Here is a 22,872-nt window from a genome sequence, read left to right as displayed (position 1 = left end):
AGCCCATGAAAGTGGGCTTTTTGTCTGATACAAAATGCATAATATAGAATACAAAGTTGGAGTGAAAATGACGGTATTACTCAGTTTCGGTGAGGTGTTAGTAGACTTGCTGCCGACCGATGCCACGGGCAAACATCACCAGCCGATTGCGGGTGGCGCGCCCGCCAATGTGGCCGTAGGTTACGCGAAACTCGGCGGTCAGAGTTACTTTGCTGGCGGCATCAGCGCCGACCATTACGGCGTCATGTTAAAGCAAGCCTTAGCGGAGCAGGGTGTGGCGACCGATTATTTGGCCGAAGTACCGGGCGCCGCTACCGCGACTGTACTGGTCAACTTAGATGAGCAGGGCGAGCGCACCTTTGAGTTTAACCGTAATGGCACCGCCGATATGCGCTACAGCAATCGAAATTTCGACACTATTCCATGGCAAGAAATTGATATTTTTCACCTTTGCTCGAATACCTTTACCGAAACCGCCATCTTTAACACTAGCCTTTATGGCGCGCGATGTGCCAATGCATTCGCGACTTTAGTGAGTTTCGATGTGAACCTGCGTTTATCCCTGTGGCAGGATACGTCTTTACTGGCCGAGCGGGTTGAGCAGTGTTTCCGTTACACCCAAGTGCTGAAAATGAGCCGCGAAGAAGCGGACTATTTAGCGCTGGCGCGGGATAAGAGCTTTGAAGATTATCTGCAGTTCTGCCTCGCCCAAGGGGTTGAGGTGATTTTGGTCACCGATGGCGCCAACCCAGTGCAATGCATCACAGCGCAGCAAAGGTTTAGCGTCCCAGTTCCTAAAATCTCAGCCGTCGATACCACGGCCGCGGGCGACAGTTTTATCTCAGGCTTCCTGTTCGCCTTAGGCTTAGATCTGGAATACGATTTAGGCAATTTGACCTTGAAACAAAGGCTCGAAAGCAAAGCGCACTTAGAGGCGGCGGTGGTATTTGCCACTCGCTGCGGCGCGATTACCTGCGGGCAAAAAGGCGCATTTCCCTCCTTACCTACGTTAGCGCAGGTTAGCTAAACCTGACTGCATTAACGATAAAATCCAAGGCGAGCCTGTTTAGTTTGCCTTGGTTTTTTGTCTTTTAGATTTTCTGCCCGCCATTTTTCAATAGCATAGCGCGAACCCCATCACGTTTTAGTCGCCCCCTTTTCCGAGCATTTATGCTATTTTAGCTGCGACTTAAGGTCGAAGATGCAGCGGCTTCTTCCATGCTTGATGTCGACATTTTTTATTTCGGCAGGGTTTTATTTCAACATCATTGGGGATTTCCTATGAGCAAAGCAAAAATCGGTATTGTGACGGTAAGCGATCGCGCCAGCGCGGGGATTTATGAAGATATCTCAGGCAAGGCGATTATCGACACGCTCAACGACTACCTCACCAGCGAGTGGGAGCCGATTTATCAAGTGATCCCCGATGAGCAGGATGTGATTGAAGCTACCTTAATCAAAATGGCCGACGAGCAGGACTGCTGTTTGATTGTCACCACGGGTGGCACTGGCCCAGCGAAACGCGATGTTACCCCTGAAGCCACAGAAGCCGTATGTGATCGCATGATGCCAGGCTTTGGCGAGTTGATGCGCGCCGAGTCATTGAAATTTGTCCCCACTGCCATTTTATCGCGCCAAACCGCAGGTTTACGGGGCGATTCTTTGATCGTGAATTTACCCGGCAAGCCAAAATCGATTCGCGAATGTTTAGATGCCGTGTTCCCCGCCATTCCGTACTGTATCGACTTGATGGAAGGCCCGTATTTAGAGTGCAATGAGTCGGTTATCAAACCATTCAGGCCTAAGGCTAAGTAAGCTTCTATCTAGCTTATAAAAACAATAAAGCCACTGAAATTCAATGGCTTTATTGTTTTGTTCGTTTAGGGCTCATAACTGATTAATCTGCTGCTTTAGCTCGTACTCTGGCTCTGTCACGATTTTTTCAAGTACTTGTACTCGCTCGATCAGTGCTTGGTTTTGTAGGCTGAGTTGAGTCACTTTATCCTTAAGATGGCTATCGTCTGCGGCGCCTACTCCAAATTGGCGCGCTTTTAGATAGTGCTTAAGCATCTCAGTAGCACTCATTCCTATGATGAAGGTGACCATAATCACCATTAAGACATATTCGTTTTCCATAACAAACTCCCGTAGTTATTGAGGTTTTCAACTTGGAGACGATTTGGTGATCGCCGCCAAGTTGAGCAATCGATTTACCTTACAAACCGAAGATCACTTTTTCACTCTTGAGCGACCTTTCCATGCCAAACGCCAGCAATATCGCGATGGCGAGCGTGCCTAAGGTCGAAACCAGTAACTGCAACATGGGCAAGTCTTTACCTTTGATAAAGTCCATTAATGCCTGTTGCTGACCCGAAACTGGCAGCCACTGCAGCATGTCTGGCGCTATGTTGTAGCTGGCGGCCATCGATAAGGCTAAGGGCACAAACAGCACCATAGTCAGATAGGATTGGGCTTCCTTAAAGGTTTTCGCCATGAAAGACACAAACAATTGTAGGCAAGCGGCCATTAACGCGACGGGAATACCGACCACTAACATCAGCGCCATAAATTCCGTGGTGATGTTGACGCTAAAGCCCAGCTCCTGCCAAGGTACAAAGGTGTAGGCGATTCGAGATACCAGCAAAATCAGCACTAAGCCTAAGAGGGCAAACAGACTCACTGCGATGATTTTCGACAGCACTAATTGGCGTGTGGTCAATGGATGACTGAGTAACAGAGCTAGCGAGTTACGTTCGCGTTCACCCGCGCTGGTATCTATGGCGAGGTTCATGCCCGAGATAAATACCGAGTAAATCATAGTGAAAATCGCAAACCCTAAAATCATTCCGCCCTTAGAGTCTGTGGTCGCTTGGTCGTGGACACTGACCTTCAGTGGCTGCATCACGCGGGGATCGATACCGCGGGCAATCAGCCGTAGGCTGCCCATTTCTGCGCTGTAGGACTGCAGTTGCTTCTCGAGTTTACGAATTGATTTTTGCAGTTTTTCATCGGAATTATCGGCAACAATCGTGATCTCGGCGCCTTTGCCTTGATTCATCTGCGCGGCATAGTCGGTGCTGATGATAAGCTCTATGGCTTTAAGTTCACTGTCCTTCACTTCACCGCTGCTGATGCCTTTATTCGACAAAAAACGCACTAAATCCGGTGCTTTATCGGGATTGGTGATAGTGATTTTTAGATCATCTGGACTCGTCAGCTGACCAATTAACACCATAAACAGGCCGCACATGATCAGCGGCGTGCCAATGGCGTAATAAAGCCCCGCCATCACAGAGCGCTTATCGCGGGCGGCGTCGATGAGTTCTTTACGAACCATAGCCATTATTTTATTCATGCTGTCATTCCTTTAACCATGTTCTTTAATTCCACGCCTTTACATATCAAGCTCTTAAAGGTTAAAACCAGCGGGCGTAATCTTTGCTGAGTCATCATGCCGCTATCCCTTCATCTGTGCCGATCAGTTGAATAAAGGCTTCTTCGAGTGTGTCTTTACCCGTTTGGGTGCACAGTTCGGTTGGGCTGCCAATGGCGACGACTCTGCCCTGAGCCATAACGATCACTTGGTCACACAGTGCGGCGACTTCTTGCATCACATGGCTAGAAAACAGCACGCAATGTCCTTGATTTTTAAGATCGATAAGAATGTCACGCAGCAGGCGAGTGCTCATCACATCGAGCCCTCGGGTTGGTTCGTCGAGGATAATATTGCTCGGGCTGTGGACAATGGCCTGTGCGAGGGCGGTTTTCATCCTTTGTCCTTGGGAGAAGCCTTTGCAGCGGCGATCGCTAATGTCTTCCAAACGTAATTTCGCAATCACTTGGCTGGTGGCTTCCTTGGCCTCCTTGGAGGATAAGCCGCTTAGCTCGGCAAAATAACGAATGTATTCCCGTGGCGTTAAACGTTCGTAGAGACCAAAAGGGTCGGGGAATAACCCGAGTTGCTGCTTAGCACCGATAGGGTCGATGGCGACATCTATGCCTTCGATTTCTGCTTTGCCGTTATCGGGTTTCAGCAAGCCAAAAATCGTGCGTAAACAGGTAGTTTTACCCGCGCCGTTGGGGCCGAGTAATCCTGTGATTTGGCCGTTTTGGGCGACGAAGCTTAAGTCATTGAGCGCCTGTACGTCACCGATGCGCTTGGAAAGGTTGGATACTTTGATCATGGCTTACTCCTTGGCCCCAGTGCTGGCGTTATCATCAGTCGTTGTGGTTTTTGTGCTGGTCGCATCAAGCGGTTCTACCGAGCTGGCATTCAAATAAAAGCTGCGGCGCACATCTTTCTTTAAACATTCGCCGTCGAGATCCTTAACGGAACCCGAGCGAACGAGATCGGCGATCAGGTTATTGGCACAGGTTTGATAGGCTACGCCGTGGGTCGCATAGGGTGCGACAAAGTGTTTGGCATTGGTGAGTTTTTCCATCGCTAACTCGCCCCAACTCGGTGGTGTCGCAGGGTCGATTTCGCCGGATAACAACAAGGTCGGAATATCGCTGCTGATGGGCTCGCTAAAGCTGTCATCGACCGCGGGGACTTTCCATACTTCACAGGTGGCTTCTAAGCCTTCGAGCATAGTTTTGCCCATAAAGGAGTGCTGAGCCTGCTCGCGCATGGCGGGCGTAATACGGTGCATATCTTCGCCACAGACCACGGATGCGTGCATACCCATCGCCATGCCAGCATTGTCGATAGTGAGGGAATACAAACCGAGTATGGGTTGGAAGTTGTGTTTTGCGGCTTGATGAATTGCATGGGGCACTAAGGCGCGCACATTGGCTTGATACAGCGCCATGCGGATGGAGCCGTAGAATTTACCGCGCGTCATGGTCAGCATGGTCTTTTCACCTGTGACAGGATCGTAGACGTTTTCCATCACGGGCGCTTTGGCGAGTGAGGCCGCGACTTGGTCGAATTCGGCTTTAAGCTCAGGGAACTGGGCATGACAAGCGGCGGTTTCTTGGCAATCTTTAAAGAGTAAATCAAAGCCCCGATCAATCGATGCGCCGATTTCTAACACGCTTTGTTGCATCGGCACTATGCCATCTAAGGTCACTGTGGCTAAGTGTGCTGGGTATAAACGCATGTAAAGCTGCGCCATACGAGTGCCGTAGGAGATGCCGTAAATATGCAGTTTTTTGTAGCCTAAATGCTGACGCACGGCTTCGAAGTCTTTAATCGCGTTGAGGCTACCGTATTGGGTGACGTCGGCATCGATTTTGGCTAAGCATTTTTGGGTTTCGGCTTTGGTGTCGGCATTGTCATCATCGAATGACAGTGGAGATTGCGCGCCTTCATCGCAGGTCAGCAGATTCGAGCGGCCTGTGCCCCTTTGGTCGATCAGCAAGATATCCCGCTGTTGGCGGACTTTGCTCAGCATGGCATCGAAACCCGCGGCATTGTCTATGGCCGATTGTCCTGGACCGCCAGCAATGGCGAGTAAGGCTTCTTCATGGTTGACGTTTTTCACCGCGGGCAAAACGACGTAATGCACTTGGATCTGTTTGCCATCGGGTTTGTTAGGATTTTCTGGCACAGTCACAAAACCGCAGTTTAGGCGATCGGATACACCTTCTACATAACAAGTGTCGGTGTTATTCGCTATGTTACTCGCGATATCAGCCGCTTGTGTCTGTTGACTTTTTACATCACTCGCCCATGTCGCCGTACTTGCCATCGCCAGCATAAGTGCGCTTATGCTTAATATGCGCGAGCCTAAAATATGCGTGCGCCATGTGGCAAGCGTGGTATTAGCCGTACCATGCAGTTGCCGAGTGGGCGAAGGGCGTTGAGCGGTTTGGCTTAACTTCCTGTGTGTCATGCTATCTATCATGCGCGCTTTCCTTTTTGCATTTCAGGACGAGTGTGTTAATTTAACTACCAGTGTATCGGTGTATCAATGTATTAATACAGTGTGTAAAGGCTAATGTTAGAACTTTTAAATGTCAACCCCAGCAGTGGTGAACCCATTTATAAACAATTACACGAGCAAGTCGTGCGCTTAATTGTGGGCGGTCAACTGCAAGTGGATGATGTTTTGCCCTCTGTGCGCCAGATTGCCGAGCATCTTGCAGTGAATCCTATGACTGTCTCCCGCGCAATTCAGCAGCTTGTCGATCAGGGGTGGCTCGAGCGCCGCCGCGGTCAAGCGACAAAAGTCGCGCTGCGCACTGAGACTATGGCATCGGGGGCGAGCATGCTCGAACCCCAACTCGATGCTTTGTTGTCGCAGGCTAAACAGTTAGGCGTCAGCCTGTCTGAGTTAATACAATTGATAAATGAACGCTGGCAAGACTAGCGTTAACCTACTGTCAATTATCGATAAATAGAATAAAAAAGGATGAAATTCGATGGACCAAGCGTGCACACCAATACTTGAATTTAGCCAAGTGAATAAAGTCTTTCGCGGCAAAGACGCGGGTGAAAAGTGGGCGCTTAAGGATTTATCGTTAACTTTGTCGGCGGGCATGGTGGTCGGGCTATTGGGGCAAAATGGGGCGGGTAAATCGACCCTAATGCGCTGCGCCTTAGGCGTGCTTACGCCGGATTCTGGCAGTATTGTTACCTTAGGCGAAATGCCCGAAAACTTAACCTCAAAGGCAAAGGAGCGCTTAGGTTATGTGCCGCAGCAACCTTTTGGTTATGAAGGGTTTACCATTGAGCGCGCCCTCGATTTACACCGCAGCTTTTATCCCAATTGGGACAGGCAATTAGAACAAGATTGGCTAGTACGGTTCGAGTTAGATGTGACCCAACAGGTGCAACGTTTATCTGTGGGGCAAAGACAGTCGCTAGCCTTGATTATGGCGATGGCTTATCGTCCTGAGCTATTGATCCTCGATGAGCCGGTTGCCAGTCTCGACCCGATTGTGCGGCGCAAATTTATGGTCGATTTGTTCGATCTCGCCCTCGAATCCGGCTCCGCTGTACTGTTTTCATCCCATATCACTTCAGATATCGAGCGGGTTGCCAGCCATGTGGCGCTGATTAAACGCGGCGAATTAGTGCTGTTTAAAGAAATCGATGCTCTACGGGAACAAGTGCGTTTACTCACACTCGCGCCTGCAACAGTTTTGCCTGAGTCGGTCACTGTGCTCAGCCGTGTCGGTGATTCTGTGCTGGTGGATTTAGGCGAGCACAGCGCGCCAATCTCGGGTGTATCAAAGAACGAAGCCCTTAATCTGGAACAGCTTTTTATGGAGCTACACAGATGAGTGCGGCGCACCATAAGCAGATACAAGTCGCGAAGGGCAAAAGAACGAGCCAGCGAATGAATCCTTTCAATGGCATGCTGCGCTTTTGGTGTTTTGATATCGGCAGTGTGAGCTTTTTAGGTACGGCTATACTGGGGGTGATCTTAGCTTGTATCGCTGCGGTTTATGGTAAAAATGACAGTGCTGAACTGTTGTTTTCTATGGGGATTATCTCAAGCTCGGCGGCGGTAGCATGGCAACTCATACGCTTGATGGCGAGTGAATGCGCCCAGTTAATTCCCCATTATCGCCGCCATATTTATATTCAAAGTGCTGTGGTGTTAACCAGCGTATTTGGCATAAGCGTATTGTTTTGTTTAGCTTTGGGTTCAACGTCTAGTCTACCCACCTTAGTGTTGGCCTTGGTGATGAGTTTTGCCTTTATTTGCCTGTGTTTACTCAGCACTCAGTGGTTTTACGCCTCCTTTTTATTGTTTGTTTTAGTGCCATTTATCTCCTTGATTACAGGTTATATTTCCCTATGGTTAAGTGCGATTGCACTGGTGGTGCTAGGTGCTTTCATTATCCGTGCCTGCCGTGCTTTACCTTGGCGTGCTGAGGCGAGAACCGTGTACCTCAATGGCCTCGAAATGGGCTGGTTCTGGCTGCCAAATTTGCAATCGATGCGCATTTTGAGCCGCTTTGAGCGTTATCTGCATCCCACTAATTTTTTTATCGGCCCTATGCTGACGATTTTATTGCTGCTTATACCGGCAGTCTGCCTAGTGCTTGGGGTGTTATCGCACCAATTCCATCAGAATTTCCCTGTATTACTGCTGTTGGCACAGTTCAGCGTGATTAGCTGTGCTCTGGTGCATTGGAGTCGAGTGCAGCGTTCGCGCTCGACCGAAACCTTATTACTGATGCCAGGATTTGATGGTCGAAAAGGACTCATAGCGGCTTTTTGCCGTGGCCAGCAACGACTGCTGAATGTGGTCGTCGGCATTATGCTGGCGTGTAGTCTGCTGCTGGGTTGGCTCAGTGGTGATCTGAATATGCCATTAGTGGGTCATCTGGTGCTTAGCACTTACTGGGCCTGCGCTTTGACCTTAGGTTTTGGCTGCATGTGTCGCCGAGTGTTGCATGTCACGCTCACTATGATGGTTGTTGCGGGGCATTCCCTGTGGGTGTCCATCAGCCTTGCATCGTTACGCGATGGCGGCAATCTAGGCGATTGGTTTATCTGGGATATGCTCTTAATGATACTTGGGAGCATAGTACTGATTTGGGGCAAGAAAACCCTCTGGAAGGGAGATGTCATTAGCGGCTAAACGGATATAGATTGCAATATTGGGACTCAGCTTGCACAAGATTAGAGCAAAAACTCTTAGTTTTTGACTGGCCTTCAGGTAGAATGGCGCAAAAGCGGTACACTTGTAAGCTAAAAGGTGAGTCTCTTATGTCTCTCGATCAATATCATGTTATTCGACTATTACAGCAGCAGAGCGAGTCTTTAAAAGACGCGATAGCGCTGGAAGGTTTTGAAATGGCCGCTCCTTGGTATCAGGTGAGCTGGCAAGCCTTTGACCAAATTAGCAGTAAAATTGCACAAGTGTTGATCGAACTTGGCGTACAAGTGCAAGACCGTTGCGTTATTTTGGCGCAAAACTGCCCACAGTGGACCTGTGCCGATGTCGGGACGCTTAAAAGTCGCGCCGTTGTGGTGCCGATTTACCCCACCAGTACCGTCGAGCAGGCGAGCTTTATCGTTAACGATGCGGCGGCGAAAGTCATTTTTGTCGACGATGCTAAACAATACGCTATGGCCTGCGAGCTTCAAAGCTTATGCCCAAGCCTAGAGCATGTGATTGTTTTTGATGCCAGCGTGGCACTTGCTGCTGACAAAGCTTTCCAGCATTGGCATTTAGATGCCCTGCTAGCGGGCGATGCGAAAGCGATGACACAAGAAGTTGAGCTTAACCAGCGTTTACAGGCGGCTAATCTCGATGATTTACTGACCTTAATTTATACCTCTGGCACCACGGGCGATCCTAAAGGCGTGATGCTGGATTACCGCAATATGGCCTCGACTATACGTCAACACGATCATATTTTGCCTTTTAAAGCTGGCGATGTGTCTTTAGCATTTTTGCCATTAAGTCATGTATTTGAGCGCAGTTGGAGTTTCTACGTTTTGTGCCGTGGCGGTCATAACGTTTATCTGCAAAATACCCAAAGAGTGAAAGAGGCGATTAGCGCCGTACGTCCACATACCTTGTGTGTGGTGCCGCGTTTCCTCGAAAAAGTGTACAGTGCCGTACAAGATAAAGTCGCCAAGTCAGCCGATGGCCGTAAGAGGCTGTTTGCTTGGGCTATGCGCGTTGGCGGGCGTCAGTTCGAAGTCGGCCAAGGTCGTGCTAAGGGCGGATTATGGTTATCGCTGCAATGGCGTTTAGCTAACAAACTTGTGTATAGCAAGTTGCAAGCTGTGCTCGGTGGACGTTTGAAGTTTATGCCCTGCGGTGGCGCGGCATTAGATGTGAATGTTGGCAGTTTCTTTCATGCGATTAATATTCCTGTACTTTGTGGGTACGGCATGACCGAAACCAACGCCACTGTGACCTGTAACACCTTGGACAATCGTGTTGCCGGATCAAACGGTAAAGTCCTACCTGAAATCGAAATTAAGCTGGGTAAGGACGATGAGATTTTAGTTCGTGGCGACACTGTGATGCGTGGTTATTACAATCGTCCTGAAGATACGGCTGCAGCATTTGAAGATGGTTGGTTAAAAACCGGTGATGCAGGGCGTTTCGATGCGAAAGGTAACTTATTTATTACCGACCGTATCAAAGAGTTAATGAAAACCTCTAACGGCAAATATATTGCGCCGCAACGGGTTGAGGGCGCTGTGGGTTGTTGTCCTTTTATCGAACAAGTGGCGATTATTGCCGATGCGCGTAACTATGTGACCGCCTTAATTGTGCCAGCGTTTGAGTCACTGGAAGCGTGGGCGAAGGACAAAGGGCTGAAGTATGAGTCGCCTTTAGAATTGCTGCGCCATAGTCATGTGGTTGAACATTTTGAGCAGCGTTTAAAGCAGTTGCAGCATGAGCTGGCGGGATTTGAACAGATTAAAAAGTTCACCCTCTTGCCTGAAGCTTTCTCGATGGAAGCGGGTTTAATTACCCCAACGCTCAAGTTGCGCCGCAAAATGATTTACCATAAATATGCCCATGAAATAAATGCTATGTATAACAACTGATTGTTAAGTCATTGTTACTAAAGGCCGCTATTGCGGCCTTTTTTGTTTCTGCTACTTCCTGAAGCGCCTAACTTAGCTTAAAATTCGCCCCGTTTACTAGTGCGCACGAGGCGCAAGGTGTCGGTGTAAAGGATAGTTAAATGGAACTTTCGATTCGTCATTTATGCGCCGCTGTCGGTGCTGTGTTACTTTCTTCTTTTGCGGTCATTCCTGCTGCGGTGGCGGCGGATTTCGACAAAGTGGTTCACGGTCCCGTGGATCTTCCTAACGGCCAATGGCTCGATTTCTACCAAAAAGACCAGCACGTATGGAGCGAAATGCTCTACGGCGATGCGCCAGGCGTGCGCATTGACGATTACGGCCGCGCTGAAATTGTGGCTGTGTTTTACTATGACTTCGATAAGGGTGGCACCAAAGAAGTGATCGTCATGCTCAAGGATGAAGATGGTCAGCATCTGCGCGGCTATGGCTTTGAGGGCGAAGAGCTGACTAAACTACCGCGCCTACAAGTTGTGCTCGATGCAGTAGCACCGACCATTACCACATTTACCGTGGGCGGCGTCCGTAAAGTGCTAAGCCAAATTCCGCCACAGCAATACCGTATGACCTATGAGGCTGAGGGTGTCCAAGATCCTGACATCAAAGCGATTCTTGATGGGTCATCTAAGCTCAAGCCAACCTTAATCGGTTATCGAAACTCTGAAGGTACGCCGACGGATGTGAAAACCGCAGTGGAATACAAGCTGCGTTATCCCGTGACTCGCACCGATAAAGATGCCGAGGGGCGTGAACGAAAATACAGTCTAGTCGCGACCTTTGATCGCAGTGCCTATGTCGAAGAAGATGGCGGCTTTATGCTGGTGGCCATTGGTTACGAGGCCGACGACATCGATTGGCTTAAAAATGGCAGCGACAAAATTCCGCGTACCGGCGCTTTCTATGAATATATGAGCATGGGCAGTACTTGGGCTGGCGTTGCCAGTGAAGCCCATTATGTGCAGGGTGAGCTTGATGGTCACTTTGCTGCCTACGATGCCCGCAATGGCAGTGTGATGTATGCCGGTGACTATAAGCTGGGTAAGCAAGTGGGTAAGTGGATTGAAGCCGACAGCCGTGAAACCTACTGGGAAGGCGAGTACCTCGACGGCCAAAAACAGGGCAAATGGGTGTTGCAGTCTATTATGGATGACGCCGATAACTACGGCTTTATTCACTACAACAAGGGCGTGCCCGATGGCCCGAGTGAAATCTATACCCCAGATTACGATTCCAGTACCGAAGGCGCGAAGAAGTTGTCCGAAAAGGGCATTTATCTCAATGGCGTAAAAGATGGCGAGTGGCTTGAGTCTGATGGCAGTAAAGGCCAATACCAAAAGGGCGTAAAACAAGGCGCTTGGGTGGAAAAGGTCACCCAAGGGGACTATCGCTTTCAAACGGGTGAAGGCAGCTACCTTGATGGTAAACGTTCAGGCCCTTGGGTGTATATCCGAACGCCAGATGCTAACGATGCTTTTACCACTAAGCAATCCGTTACCTATCTCTACAAGACTGAAGTCAGCTATGAGAATGGCCTACGTCAAGGTGAGGCAAAGTTATTCAATAAAGATAATTTTATGTTTGCCCTTAAACATTATGATAAGGGCCGACTCCACGGTGAAAGCTTATGGTATTCAGGCCCAAATGCCGTCAGCAATGTTGCTAACTATCATTATGGCGAGTTAGATGGCCCACAAATGTGGCTCGAGCCTAACGGCGATCTCAATGAATTGAGTCAGTATAAGTTTAATGCAGCCGTTAAGCTTAAACCCTCGCAGGATGAATGCATGATGCGAAAAGAGCCTTACACAGGCGATTGTGAGGGTGTGTTAAACTCAAAAAATGCTGAGACTAGCTCGATTAAAGATGGTGAGCAGCGCGTGTATCGCGGCGGCCGACTATCCGAATTAACTTATTACACTAATGGGTCAGTTGATAAAGAATATCGATTCGATTCTAACGGCCGTTTAAAGTATATGAAGGCCTTTAAAGCGGGTAAGGAATACGGCCCAAGTATCAGTTATTCCACTGATGGTGGTTACTCACTCTCCCGGTATGGTCACCAAGTGAATAACCGTGTCTCTGGCCCCCATTATAGTTTCTATCCTAATGGGCAATTAAGAAGCCTGTGGAACTACTGCCAGCAAGAAGGCGAAATGTGGAACGGTGAACCTTACTACTGGGATAACGCCATTGCGCGCTGCGGTATACAGCGGGAGTACTTTGATAATGGTGCCGTGAGTTGTATTGAAGACCTCGATAGCAATTATGCCGTGGATAAAGTGTGTTACGACATGAATGGCAAGATAGCGAATGAAATGCTGCGTATCGATGAACAGCATGTGATCCACAAGCGCTATATCAACGGAGTGATCTATCAGGAAGAACCAGGATTCTCGGATTTTTCCCATGTGACTAAGGGGCGAAAAATCTATCACCTAGAAAACCCAAAAAGCCATGGTGTGTTTAAGTCCTACCGTAACGGTCAGCTAGAATACGAAAAAATCTATGATATGGGTAAAGCTGGCTGTATGAAAAAGTACGATGCTAACGGCAAGCAAACCCCTGAAACCGCGAGCTGTCAGTTTTAGGTTTTAGGCTAGTGGTAAGACGTCGTTTCGCTTAGGATAATGGATGAGTTTGGTGGTTTGGCTTTAATGCGATAATCGCCACACTCTTCCATTCATACAATTATAAAAAGGAAGTTTGCATGTCTGCCACCGAATACTGCCTCGACATCCAGCCTAGATTTACCGAAACCGACGGCCTAGGCCATATTAACAACACAGTGATCCCCGTGTGGTGCGAGGCGGCGCGTACACCAATCTTCGAGATTTTTAATCCAGAATTGGATTTGCATCAGTGGAACTTAATCGTGGCGGGATTTACCGTGGCCTTTATCGCGCCGACTTATTACGGCAAGAATGTCACCGTTAAAACCTATGTTAGCCGTATCGGTAATAGCAGTTTCGAACTGACCCAAACCTGTTGGCAAGCGGGCAGTAAAACTGCGGAAGTGAAAACCACCTTAGTCCACTACGACTACAGTTGTGAAAAGAGTCGACCTATCCCCGAAGATATTCGTGAAATCTTAGCTGGTCTAAACGGCGAAACTGCTTCCATATAAGCCAGTCAGCGGCTTATACACAAGATCCTTCACAGAGTAAGCCTTACTCCGAAGCTTAAGCACACGCATTTCTGTGACTCGCAGCAAGTACATCCGTGTATGCTCGGACGTGGCATCCATGCCACGGACGGTCACATCCATGCGGGTGCTTAATCCATTCTGCTATTCCCATGCTTTTCTTGCTACCTCTTGTTCAATGGTAAGCAATTTTCATGATAGGTTATTGAGTTTTCAAGTTAATGATTCGCAAAGCTTAAGTTGAAAGGGTAATGTAGATCGATCAGTTATTTTATTGAATCCAGGTTAAGCACTATGTCGCTATTTGGGGTGAAAATGGACACAAGCCATGTTCCGCTGAAACGGACTTTCTCGCTAGTCGCTCGCGATACTGCATCTGAAGAAAATTTTGAAATGTTTCTTGGCCTTGAGAAGCCAAAAGACTGGTCTGATTTAGAGGCGGAATATCGAGTCGTCATTCTGGCTGATGCGGGCGCAGGTAAAACTTTCGAGATGCATACACAAGCCGAATATGCAATTGAGCAAGGTCGTGCAGCATTTTTTATTCGTATTGAAGATATAGGCGTTAATTTTGAAGATGCTTTTGAAGTTGGTACGGCATCGCAATTTGGATTGTGGCTGAAGTCTTCGGAAGATGCTTGGTTTTTCCTTGATTCAGTGGATGAAGCTCGTTTGGATAACCCGAGAACTTTTGAAAAGGCAATAAAGCTTTTTTCACAAAAGATAAAAAAGGCTGGTCATCGAGCACATGTCTATATTTCTAGTCGACCCTATGCTTGGCGTTTTCAAGCTGATAAAAAAATTGTTGAAGATTCGCTGCCTTTTGCTTCATCACAACAAAAAGAATCATTTGAGGAGAGAGAAAATGATTCAGTTAGTGGCGAAGAGGTGGCAGAAGGCCCTCTTCGGGTTTATCAACTTAGGCCATTAGACTTGGATGCTATACGGCAGTTTGCCGAATATAGATCTACACCTAACGTTGATAAATTAATTGCAGATATCAAACGCACAAATCTTCTAACTATTGCAGAAAGGCCTTTTGACCTAGAAGGCTTGCTTGAGAAATGGAAAGACGATGGCAAACTTGGCAGTAGGCTTGAGTCATTACAGCACAATATCGAACTACGTCTTAAAGAAGTTAATCTTGATCGTAAACCGCAACCGCTAAATAAAGAAAAAGCGCGTGAGGGGGCTAGAATTTTGGCTGCGGCAGTTACCTTGACGGGTGAGGCTGGAATTTTTGTACCTGATCAGACCCATGAAAAAGTGGGTATTGATGCCGAGAGTGTGCTGCATGATTGGAGCCCAAACGATGTAAAAGCATTGCTTGAACGTGGTTTATTTAATGACATTATTTACGGTGCAGTACGTTTTCGGCATCGAGAGATAAAAGAGCTTCTTACTGCCGAGTGGCTCTATTCTCTAATTGAAACCGGGAATTCACGGTGCGCAGTAGAGTCATTGATCTTCAAAGCTCAATATGGTGAGCTGGTTGTTACTCCCCGATTAAGACCTATTCTGCCTTGGCTTATTTTATTCGATCCATCTATTCGTAAAAAAGCACTTGCTCTTCATCCCGAAATTGCCGTCGAAGGCGGTGATATAGCTCGCCTACCGCTTAATGAAAGGAAAAGTATTCTTATCGATATCGTTAGGCGAATCGTTGCTGATGAGGATGATCGCTCTGCCCGAAACAACAGTGCTATTGCGCGAATTGCTCAGCCAGATCTGTCTGATGAGGTTAGGCAGCTTATCGTCGAATATGCAAATAACGACGATGCGATTTTCTTTCTGGGCAGGCTTGTCTGGCAAGGCAATATGACTGCTTGTGTTGAGGATTTTATGCCTATTGCGATAGCATCAGAAAGAGGAATATATGCTCGGATTGCCTCCGTAAGAGCGATTTCAACAACGGGTACAGTTGAGCAAAAAATGACGCTGTGGAAAGCGTTAAATGAAGTGCCTGCTGAACTTCCGCGAGAGCTGTTGGCTGAATTGTTGAGTGATGCTCCCGCCAACTTGCAAAGTATCAATTTTTTATTGTCATCGATTGATAAACTCCCACCTTATGAACGACGCAGTTATTCAGGCTTAAGTACATCTTTACATACTTTTATTGATCGAATCTCCAACAGTGTAGATCTTTCTAAAGAGAGCGTTCTTTATGAGCTTGTGGTTGGTATAAATCATTTTTTAGGCCTAGAACCACATCTTGAACATAGCGAATGTAAGGTTTCTAAAGAGTTCATTTGGTTGATTGGCCCTGCTTGTCATGTTGTTGAGCGACTAATTATTGCTAGGGCAGTTGAAAGCTTGAGTGATGCAATACTCTCTATTTTGCTTAAAGTGCCTGCAATTCGTTACTGGCATGGAGAAGATTTCAGTGAACATAAGCATAAACTTCATGATCTGGTTCCAAGTTGGCCAGAGTTAAACGATGCTTTATTTTGGAAAAATGTAACCAAGTCACGTGAAACTAATAAACGCAGTAATGATCGATTGACGAATATATGGCAAGTGGATTGGCTTGAGCATTATTGGCAATTTAACGCCGATGCTTTTGAGCGAGTGCTGACGTTTATAACATCCCAGCAGTTTGAGGATGACAAACTGGTCGCTCTTTCATTAGCGTTTCGCCTTTATGAGCAAGAAAATGAGCCCGAAGAATGGTTAGAACGCATACGACAAACCATTTTAGATAATCCAATACTTGAGTCGTCGCTTGTGGAGCGCTTAGCTTCGTTAAAACAGCGGAATATTAATCGGGAAGAGAGCCCTTATGAAAGCCAATATCAGGCTAAACGCCAAAAAGAGAAAGATGAACGGGCTCTATGGATAAAAAGATTGCGTGCCAATCCGGATGCGATAAGAAATCCGCAAAACCTTAGTCCTGGAGTGTTAAGCAATGATCAATATTGGTTGCTAAAAGAAATAGAAGAAGGCCACGGAATGAGAATGAGCCGTGGACGAAAAGTCGACTGGCGTTTACTCATTGATGCGTTTGGAGAAGACGTTGCCTACGCATTTCGTGACGCAGCAATTGCTCATTGGCGAGCTTATCAACCGGCTCTTCGTTCTGACGGAGCAGACACAAGTTCCGTAAGCTATTCGCTTATTTTTGCTATGGTCGGGTTGGAGTTCGAGGCTCAAGATGTCGCTGGCTTTCCACTAAACCTTACCGATGCAGAAGTAGAGCATGCTTTACGTTATACCACATATGAACTTAGTGGCTTTCCAAGTTGGTTGGAAAGTATGTACAAGGCGCATCCTCATCAAGTTAAAGCAGCCGTAATTAAAGAGCTTTATTGGGAGTTGGAAAATAGCAAAGCCGATAAACCTCTGCATTATATATTGTACGGTCTAGTTTATAACGCACCTTGGTTGCACTCCGAGTTAGTTGAGCCCATTAGTCAATGGGTCTCTATCAATCAGATAAGTCATCAGCAAAATTTACGGTATTGCCTTCAAATTCTGACTAATGGTGGCGCTACTACTGAGTTTCTTGCTGATTTGGCAAAGTCTAAAGTGGAGCATTGTGACTCCGATGATTTATTACCCAACTGGTATGCACTCTGGGTGGATATGGAACCTGAAACGGGTATTCAAGCTGTCGAGTCTTGGTTGGAAGAAAAAGATACAGATACGGGCGAAGCAACGCTGGCTGCACAACTCTTTATAACTGCGTTAACAGGCGGGCGGCGTAATGATTTAGGGAATGGTACGGCTGCTGGGAAATTTCGTACGGCCTTTTATCTCAAATCATTATATCTAATGATGCACTGTTTTATTCGTGCGAGTGATGATACAGACCATTCAGGTGAGGATTTCTACTCTCCAGAGTTGCGTGATGATGCACAAGATGCTCGAAATCAATTATTTAATTATCTGGTAGAAATCCCAGGTAAGGATACTTATCTAGCTTTAATTGAGTTAGCTCGACTCCATCCTGATGATAGTTATCGACAATGGATGAAAAAACGCGCGTACAAACGGGCAGAGGAAGATGCCGAACGTGAACTTTGGTCAGCTCAACAAGTTCGAGATTTTGGGGTGGCACTTGAAATGACTCCAGCCACTCATCGGCAGCTTTTTGATCTTGGCGTATTGCGTTTAAATGATTTCAAAAACTGGGTTGAACGTGGCAATGATAGCCTAGCGGAAACGTATCAAAAGGCTGCAGATGAAACAGAGATGCGTAAAATTATCGCGCATTGGTTGAACGAAAAAGCGCATAGTCGCTATACATGTGCTGAAGAGGCTAACTTGGCTAATAATCAACGGCCAGATATTTGGTTTCAGCATCCGAACATAAAATCCCCAGTACCGATAGAACTCAAGTTATTAGATAAAGGTTGGTCAGGACCTGATTTATGTGAACGTTTGAGAAATCAGCTTGCAGGAGATTACTTGCGTGAGGAAACTGCTGGTTGTGGGATTTTTTTACTAGTTTGGCAAGGTAAAGATCCCGGTAAGTGTTGGGAAATTGAAGGTAAAAGAACTAATGTTTCTGAGCTAAAAAAGGCTATGGAAGAATATTGGCTTGGGATATCGGACCAATTCCCAAATGTATCTTCAATTGAAATTATTGTGATTGATTTAACTTTGAGAGCAGAGCGGTCAGCCACTTAACTGGTTATATTGATGTTGACCGTAGATCTTTGCAGTTGTTGTAAAATTTTAATTATCACAGCGTGTTACCGTCACTTGAGTTCAGGTATAAGCACGATTTGGCCTTCGAAAACATGGATGGTTTCGTAGAGCGTATAGGGATATATTCACAGCGAGCCAAAGGAGCGCTTATGCCTGTACCGAACGAAAACTACTGCTAGTTCAAGTAACAAAATCCAGTTTTGTCCTAGGTTAGTTGGTAACTAGAAACTTTGATAAATCCACCTCTGGCCTTTCGCTAGCCCAACAGGAAAGGTGGAATAATGATCTGTACCGCTGACAATTTCATCGCTGATGCTGTAAGCCTAGTTTTTCAAAAACTTCTGCACATACCAGCAGCTGGCTTGTATCTCGTAATCTTGGGCTTTTGCCCACTTCAAACCGTGGCGAACTAAACGTTCGGCAAGACCTTTGCCACGCAGTTCGCCGGGGACATAAGTACGATTAAAGTCGATATGTTTGCCATCGAGTCGATATTCCAGTACCGCCTCATGCCCATTAACGGGGATCACAAATCGTTGTTTATCCTGTTGATGTTCAACGATGGTTTCTATTTGCTCTTTTTCTGACATACATACTCCTACGAATTTGGCTTAACGTGTGCTGGCAATTAAGCCTGCGACTCGGTTAGCTTAAGCTTGTTCGTGTTGTTTAAGAATGGCGAGTAATTCTGTGGGAAGCTCGGCTTTTTGACCTGTTTTAAAGTTAAACATTACGGCAACCGAGGTGCCTAGCGTCGTAATGGCCTGCTGCTGTTTACTAAACGCCTGATAATGCATGGTAAATCTGTCGCTTTGAATATCGCTGATACTCACGCTGACCAATAGGGTATCGGGGAAGGTTACTGGACGTTTATAGCGGGCCTGATTTTCGCTGATCACCGGGCCAATACCTGATTTATACAGGCTATCTAGCGGGAAAAGGCGATTGAAAAAGTCGATACGTGCTGTCTCAAAATAACGGAAATAGACGACGTTGTTGACGTGTTGCAACGCATCCATTTCGCCCCAAGCCACGGGGATTTCGGTCACTATAGGGTGCTGTGCGAGAAACTTTTCCATTGTGTTTTCCAGTGTGTTTGGCATTGAATTGCCGATCTAAAAATGCGAGTTGAAACGCTCGTTTAAGATGGTCAGACTAGCAGCATAAAGAACAAGCGACAAGCCATGGCGTTATAGGCATTTAGCGATAACATTAAGCGAAACAAGGAGCAGTGTATGATTAAACGAGTCGGAAGCACCCATATTCAAGCTGAACACCAAGCGTCTTGTCACTGTGGCGCTGTGGTGTTGCAATTATCGCTGCCTAATGGCATTGAAAATCCTCGCCGCTGCGATTGTTCTATCTGCCGCCGTAAGGGCGCGATTGTCGGCTCGGTTCCGCTGGCGGGGATTAAGATCCTCAAGGGTGATGATGTACTGAAATGCTATGAATTTAATACCAAAACCGCCAAGCATTACTTTTGCTCCGTTTGTGGCATTTATACCCATCACCAGCGGCGTTCCAATCCCCATGAATATGGTTACAACATTGGTTGCCTCGAAGGGGTCAATCCATTCGATCTGGAAAATGTGCCCACGAATGATGGTGTTAACCATCCTGCGGATCGTTAGATTATGAACATAGGTCAGTTTGCTGCACTTACTGGATTGTCGGCGCATACGCTCAGATTTTTCGAGAAAATTGGCCTGCTGCAGTCTGTGGTGCGAAATGCGAGCGGGCACCGCGATTATGCTGAGAAAGAGGCGCAGTGGATTGAGTTTATCAATCAACTGTTGACTTAGAGTTAACTCTAAGGCGTAAGCTGACTTCTGTGGTCAAATCCTAAGGAGTCAAAATGAGTAATCAAAGGTATTTGCAGGGCTTAGCTAAGCTGACTGAAATCGACGGCGAAGCGGGCGAGAAAGTGATCAACAGTCTGGCAAATATTTGCCCCGACTTGGGCAAGTACATTATCGAATATCCTTTTGGGGATATTTATCAACGTGAAGGACTCGATCTTAAGACGCGTGAGTTAGTTACAGTCGCGGCGCTCACAGCGTTGGGGCATTGTCAGCCGCAGCTTAACGTCCATATTAATGGCGCGTTGAATGTTGGTTGTGCACCGCAGGAAATCGTCGAAGTGATACTGCAAATGTCTGTTTATGCTGGCTTCCCCGCAGCACTGAATGGCATGTTTGTCGCGAAAGCTGTCTTTGCCGAGCGGGAGTTAAGTGTCGTTTGAGTCTATTTTGAGTTAGGTTCATAACACTTCATTGAGGCGATCTTAAGGTCGCTTTAATTTTATTCATAGGTATTACTTTCAAATCCATTTAAACGGTATTTCTGTTCCGCATCATCGACATAGAATCTCGCGGGAGATTCATTTCGCCGCTAAAGGACGATTCGGCAAGTTTTGTTAGTAAATTGCCAAAGTTAGTCGCTACACTGGCATAAGTGACGCGAGTGTCGCCATAGATTTTGCAGCTTACATCGGCAACTCAAGCGTGTCTTAATCGCAACCGGAATTTAAAATTATAATGAATTTAGGTCGTTACACTGAATCTGCCCGCCAGCACTTACGGCAAGTCATCAAGCCTTTGTCTAGCGAGCTCCAGCTAGGGTTGAGCAAGTTGTGGTGCTACTTAAGCCAAGGGTTTGCTAAGTTATCCTTTGCGCAAAAGCTGTATCTTATTGCCTTGATATTGGCCTTTAGTTCCGATTTGATGGGTGTGGTCGCCGTGATTGCTGTCATCGCCATGGCCATCGAGTTTTGGCCTGTGTTCGAGCGGGTCTGGCACAGTCTAGCGGGCAAGGCCGTGTTGTTGCTGTTTTACGCCATTATTGCCAATTTTGCCTTAGGTTGGTCAGGCGCTATCGTGAACGAAGTGGTTGGGGTGTCGGCAAGTCATCTGGATTACACCCATAACTTAGCGATTTTACTCTATATGCCAGCTTGGTTTTTAATGGTGAGCGCGATTGTGCTGCTGGCATTGCAGTTGATTATTCCCATCTATTTAGTATTGATTTTTTTGCTTAAACCTTTAGGTGTCAAATCGTTACGGCTTACATCGCATACTTCATTTCGTAAAACGACCTTTATGATCCGTATCGTGCTAGCGACTGTGGTTTTATATCACTTGAGCCTGTTAATAGATCTAGAGACTCGCATTGAAACCTCGTTTCGAAACTTTATTACCTCTCCCCAAGAAGCCGCTAAGCATGCTCCTCGCGAGCCTAAATCGGGACAGTTGCCGGATGCGACCGATGTGCTGACGGTACCTATTGTAGAGCTGACTCAGACAGCTCTTGACTCTGAAAGCGATAAATCGAGCAAGGCTGACAATAGTCATGATGACAGCGAGCAAGAAGAGGAAGAACGCAAAAGGGCCTACGCCTCGGTGCGAACTCAATATCAGTACTTAGTCCGGCAATGGCTGGCGACGTTCGCGTTTACACTTGAAGCCAATAGCCGTTCGCGTTGTGAAAAGCCCGCCGAGTCGAATGTGATCGAGTTAAATGACTATGAGATTTTGCAGATAACGCCGGATAAGAAAGCGGAGTATGGTTATCGTTTTGAGGTGAAAAAGTGTATCTCGGCCGCGTTTCCTTTGACGGAAAAGGGCAAATAAGCCGCCCCATAAAAAAGCGACCATAAGGTCGCTTTCATTTTGGCTAAATCAGCTTGGCTGAGTGAGTCGACTATCGTGTTATTCAACAATCACGTTATTCAATCAGTAACTCATCGAAGCTGCTGATTTTACGGAACTCACCCGTGCGTTGTTTGCTATCGCGTACCATTTGGCAGGTCATCATGCCTGCAGCGTCGGCAGCCTTTAATTCTTCAATCACATCAGACACAAACAGCACTTGCTTAGGGCTTAAGCTGATAGTGTTGAGGATATTGCAGTAAGCCTGTTTATCTAATTTGTTGCCGGTTCGGGTATCAAAATGACCGTTAAACATCTCGGTTAAATCACCGCCGTCACTGTGGCTGAACAACAGTTTTTGCGCATCGACCGAACCCGATGAAAAGCTATAAATACGTAGATTTTGCGCGCTAAAGCGTTTCACTGCTTCAATAAAGTCAGGGAAGATATGGCCCTTAAATTCGCCATGGCCGTAGCCTTGCTTCCAGATCAAGCCTTGCAGGGTTTTGAGCGGTGTTGCTTTACGATCTTCGCTGACCCACTGCTGCAAAATTTCAGTCACGCGTGCTAAGTCCGCATCTGGCTCTAGGGCGATATCTTTAGTGTCACAAATACAGTTTTCAACCAATACATTGTGTTGGTTCTGTTCTAAAAAGTCTGGCAAGGCTTTGACAGAATAGGGGAATAGTACATCTTGGATAAAGTTTAGGTCTGTCGTGGTGCCTGCTGTGTCTACGACTATGGCTCTGATACCCATAATGTTTTGATACTCCACAATATGTTGGCTTAAAAATGCAACTCCGATCCTAAGCGTTATTGGTGAAATTGGCTAGTCTATTTCGCGAGTCTTACCACCGCCATCACAACCAAAATGGGAATGGCTAATATTGGGTATGTGTTTGGCGAAAGGGTTAGGCCGT

20 protein-coding genes are annotated in these 22,872 nt (G+C 46.9%); 13 read left to right on the top strand and 7 right to left on the bottom strand.

The annotated features are described in order from the left end of the window. Positions 1 to 67: 67 nt before the first annotated feature. Both NE536_RS05255 and mog read left to right on the top strand, forming a co-directional pair. On the top strand, positions 68 to 1,027 hold the full coding sequence (locus NE536_RS05255) for a carbohydrate kinase family protein (protein WP_261272018.1): 960 nt from the start codon (positions 68 to 70) through the stop codon (positions 1,025 to 1,027). A gap of 254 nt (positions 1,028 to 1,281) precedes the next feature. Further along, positions 1,282 to 1,815: a molybdopterin adenylyltransferase gene (mog, locus tag NE536_RS05250; RefSeq protein ID WP_106648670.1), complete on the top strand. Its 534-nt coding sequence runs from the start codon at positions 1,282 to 1,284 to the stop codon at positions 1,813 to 1,815. Between the two features lie 72 nt (positions 1,816 to 1,887). Here the strand turns inward: mog and NE536_RS05245 are convergent, their stop codons facing one another. From NE536_RS05245 to NE536_RS05230, 4 genes are all read right to left on the bottom strand, one after another. Next, positions 1,888 to 2,136: a hypothetical protein gene (locus NE536_RS05245; RefSeq protein ID WP_106648667.1), complete on the bottom strand. Its 249-nt coding sequence runs from the start codon at positions 2,134 to 2,136 to the stop codon at positions 1,888 to 1,890. Positions 2,137 to 2,215: 79 nt separating this feature from the next. Next, positions 2,216 to 3,355, bottom strand: a complete 1,140-nt coding sequence (locus tag NE536_RS05240; protein ID WP_261272017.1) for an ABC transporter permease — start codon at positions 3,353 to 3,355, stop codon at positions 2,216 to 2,218. Positions 3,356 to 3,449: 94 nt separating this feature from the next. After that, positions 3,450 to 4,184 (bottom strand): ABC transporter ATP-binding protein, encoded by a 735-nt coding sequence (locus tag NE536_RS05235; protein WP_071940578.1) that lies wholly within the window; start codon positions 4,182 to 4,184, stop codon positions 3,450 to 3,452. 3 nt (positions 4,185 to 4,187) lie between these two features. Next, positions 4,188 to 5,849, bottom strand: coding sequence for an alpha/beta hydrolase (locus NE536_RS05230; RefSeq protein ID WP_261272016.1), 1,662 nt, complete (start codon positions 5,847 to 5,849; stop codon positions 4,188 to 4,190). Between the two features lie 93 nt (positions 5,850 to 5,942). On the opposite strand from NE536_RS05230, the gene NE536_RS05225 reads away from it, so the two are divergent. From NE536_RS05225 to NE536_RS05195, 7 genes are all read left to right on the top strand, one after another. Next, positions 5,943 to 6,314: a GntR family transcriptional regulator gene (locus NE536_RS05225; RefSeq protein ID WP_106648657.1), complete on the top strand. Its 372-nt coding sequence runs from the start codon at positions 5,943 to 5,945 to the stop codon at positions 6,312 to 6,314. Between the two features lie 52 nt (positions 6,315 to 6,366). Continuing rightward, complete coding sequence (locus NE536_RS05220; RefSeq protein ID WP_261272015.1) at positions 6,367 to 7,230, top strand: ABC transporter ATP-binding protein; 864 nt, start codon at positions 6,367 to 6,369, stop codon at positions 7,228 to 7,230. Next, entirely contained in the window at positions 7,227 to 8,540 is a 1,314-nt protein-coding gene (locus tag NE536_RS05215; protein WP_261272014.1) for an ABC transporter permease, read from the top strand. The genes NE536_RS05220 and NE536_RS05215 overlap by 4 nt, the downstream gene beginning before the upstream one ends. A gap of 128 nt (positions 8,541 to 8,668) precedes the next feature. Then, positions 8,669 to 10,474, top strand: a complete 1,806-nt coding sequence (locus tag NE536_RS05210; RefSeq protein WP_261272013.1) for an AMP-dependent synthetase/ligase — start codon at positions 8,669 to 8,671, stop codon at positions 10,472 to 10,474. Positions 10,475 to 10,614: 140 nt separating this feature from the next. Next, the gene (locus NE536_RS05205) at positions 10,615 to 13,101 is read left to right on the top strand and encodes a toxin-antitoxin system YwqK family antitoxin (protein WP_261272012.1); all 2,487 of its coding nucleotides are present in this window, start codon (positions 10,615 to 10,617) and stop codon (positions 13,099 to 13,101) included. 119 nt (positions 13,102 to 13,220) lie between these two features. Then, a complete protein-coding gene (locus NE536_RS05200; RefSeq protein WP_261272011.1) occupies positions 13,221 to 13,637 on the top strand; it encodes an acyl-CoA thioesterase in 417 nt (138 codons plus the stop codon). 333 nt (positions 13,638 to 13,970) lie between these two features. After that, entirely contained in the window at positions 13,971 to 18,284 is a 4,314-nt protein-coding gene (locus NE536_RS05195; protein ID WP_261272010.1) for an NACHT domain-containing protein, read from the top strand. Positions 18,285 to 18,628: 344 nt separating this feature from the next. Here the strand turns inward: NE536_RS05195 and NE536_RS05190 are convergent, their stop codons facing one another. Both NE536_RS05190 and NE536_RS05185 read right to left on the bottom strand, forming a co-directional pair. After that, the gene (locus tag NE536_RS05190) at positions 18,629 to 18,895 is read right to left on the bottom strand and encodes a GNAT family N-acetyltransferase (RefSeq protein WP_261272009.1); all 267 of its coding nucleotides are present in this window, start codon (positions 18,893 to 18,895) and stop codon (positions 18,629 to 18,631) included. A 60-nt stretch (positions 18,896 to 18,955) separates the two neighbouring features. Further along, entirely contained in the window at positions 18,956 to 19,384 is a 429-nt protein-coding gene (locus tag NE536_RS05185) for an acyl-CoA thioesterase (protein WP_261272008.1), read from the bottom strand. A gap of 156 nt (positions 19,385 to 19,540) precedes the next feature. On the opposite strand from NE536_RS05185, the gene NE536_RS05180 reads away from it, so the two are divergent. From NE536_RS05180 to NE536_RS05165, 4 genes are all read left to right on the top strand, one after another. Then, on the top strand, positions 19,541 to 19,936 hold the full coding sequence (locus NE536_RS05180; RefSeq protein ID WP_261272007.1) for a GFA family protein: 396 nt from the start codon (positions 19,541 to 19,543) through the stop codon (positions 19,934 to 19,936). A gap of 3 nt (positions 19,937 to 19,939) precedes the next feature. Beyond that, complete coding sequence (locus NE536_RS05175; RefSeq protein ID WP_261272006.1) at positions 19,940 to 20,107, top strand: MerR family DNA-binding transcriptional regulator; 168 nt, start codon at positions 19,940 to 19,942, stop codon at positions 20,105 to 20,107. 53 nt (positions 20,108 to 20,160) lie between these two features. Beyond that, entirely contained in the window at positions 20,161 to 20,547 is a 387-nt protein-coding gene (locus NE536_RS05170; protein ID WP_261272005.1) for a carboxymuconolactone decarboxylase family protein, read from the top strand. 295 nt (positions 20,548 to 20,842) lie between these two features. Continuing rightward, positions 20,843 to 21,934 (top strand): hypothetical protein, encoded by a 1,092-nt coding sequence (locus tag NE536_RS05165; RefSeq protein ID WP_261272004.1) that lies wholly within the window; start codon positions 20,843 to 20,845, stop codon positions 21,932 to 21,934. 94 nt (positions 21,935 to 22,028) lie between these two features. On the opposite strand, the gene mtnC is transcribed toward NE536_RS05165, so the two are convergent. Continuing rightward, a complete protein-coding gene (mtnC, locus tag NE536_RS05160) occupies positions 22,029 to 22,709 on the bottom strand; it encodes an acireductone synthase (protein ID WP_259544565.1) in 681 nt (226 codons plus the stop codon). Positions 22,710 to 22,872 lie beyond the last annotated feature (163 nt).

This window comes from Shewanella septentrionalis, assembly GCF_025370265.1.
Classification (GTDB): Bacteria; Pseudomonadota; Gammaproteobacteria; order Enterobacterales; family Shewanellaceae; genus Shewanella; species Shewanella hafniensis.
The sequence above is the reverse complement of the archived record's forward strand: the minus strand, read 5'-3'. Positions and strand labels throughout refer to the sequence as shown.

Coding starts and splice junctions, on each gene's coding strand:
- NE536_RS05255 (WP_261272018.1), top strand. CDS start 68: ATGACGGTATTACTCAGTTTCGGTGAGGTGTTAGTAGACTTGCTGCCG.
- mog (WP_106648670.1), top strand. CDS start 1,282: ATGAGCAAAGCAAAAATCGGTATTGTGACGGTAAGCGATCGCGCCAGC.
- NE536_RS05245 (WP_106648667.1), bottom strand. CDS start 2,136: ATGGAAAACGAATATGTCTTAATGGTGATTATGGTCACCTTCATCATA.
- NE536_RS05240 (WP_261272017.1), bottom strand. CDS start 3,355: ATGAATAAAATAATGGCTATGGTTCGTAAAGAACTCATCGACGCCGCC.
- NE536_RS05235 (WP_071940578.1), bottom strand. CDS start 4,184: ATGATCAAAGTATCCAACCTTTCCAAGCGCATCGGTGACGTACAGGCG.
- NE536_RS05230 (WP_261272016.1), bottom strand. CDS start 5,849: ATGATAGATAGCATGACACACAGGAAGTTAAGCCAAACCGCTCAACGC.
- NE536_RS05225 (WP_106648657.1), top strand. CDS start 5,943: ATGTTAGAACTTTTAAATGTCAACCCCAGCAGTGGTGAACCCATTTAT.
- NE536_RS05220 (WP_261272015.1), top strand. CDS start 6,367: ATGGACCAAGCGTGCACACCAATACTTGAATTTAGCCAAGTGAATAAA.
- NE536_RS05215 (WP_261272014.1), top strand. CDS start 7,227: ATGAGTGCGGCGCACCATAAGCAGATACAAGTCGCGAAGGGCAAAAGA.
- NE536_RS05210 (WP_261272013.1), top strand. CDS start 8,669: ATGTCTCTCGATCAATATCATGTTATTCGACTATTACAGCAGCAGAGC.
- NE536_RS05205 (WP_261272012.1), top strand. CDS start 10,615: ATGGAACTTTCGATTCGTCATTTATGCGCCGCTGTCGGTGCTGTGTTA.
- NE536_RS05200 (WP_261272011.1), top strand. CDS start 13,221: ATGTCTGCCACCGAATACTGCCTCGACATCCAGCCTAGATTTACCGAA.
- NE536_RS05195 (WP_261272010.1), top strand. CDS start 13,971: ATGGACACAAGCCATGTTCCGCTGAAACGGACTTTCTCGCTAGTCGCT.
- NE536_RS05190 (WP_261272009.1), bottom strand. CDS start 18,895: ATGTCAGAAAAAGAGCAAATAGAAACCATCGTTGAACATCAACAGGAT.
- NE536_RS05185 (WP_261272008.1), bottom strand. CDS start 19,384: ATGGAAAAGTTTCTCGCACAGCACCCTATAGTGACCGAAATCCCCGTG.
- NE536_RS05180 (WP_261272007.1), top strand. CDS start 19,541: ATGATTAAACGAGTCGGAAGCACCCATATTCAAGCTGAACACCAAGCG.
- NE536_RS05175 (WP_261272006.1), top strand. CDS start 19,940: ATGAACATAGGTCAGTTTGCTGCACTTACTGGATTGTCGGCGCATACG.
- NE536_RS05170 (WP_261272005.1), top strand. CDS start 20,161: ATGAGTAATCAAAGGTATTTGCAGGGCTTAGCTAAGCTGACTGAAATC.
- NE536_RS05165 (WP_261272004.1), top strand. CDS start 20,843: ATGAATTTAGGTCGTTACACTGAATCTGCCCGCCAGCACTTACGGCAA.
- mtnC (WP_259544565.1), bottom strand. CDS start 22,709: ATGGGTATCAGAGCCATAGTCGTAGACACAGCAGGCACCACGACAGAC.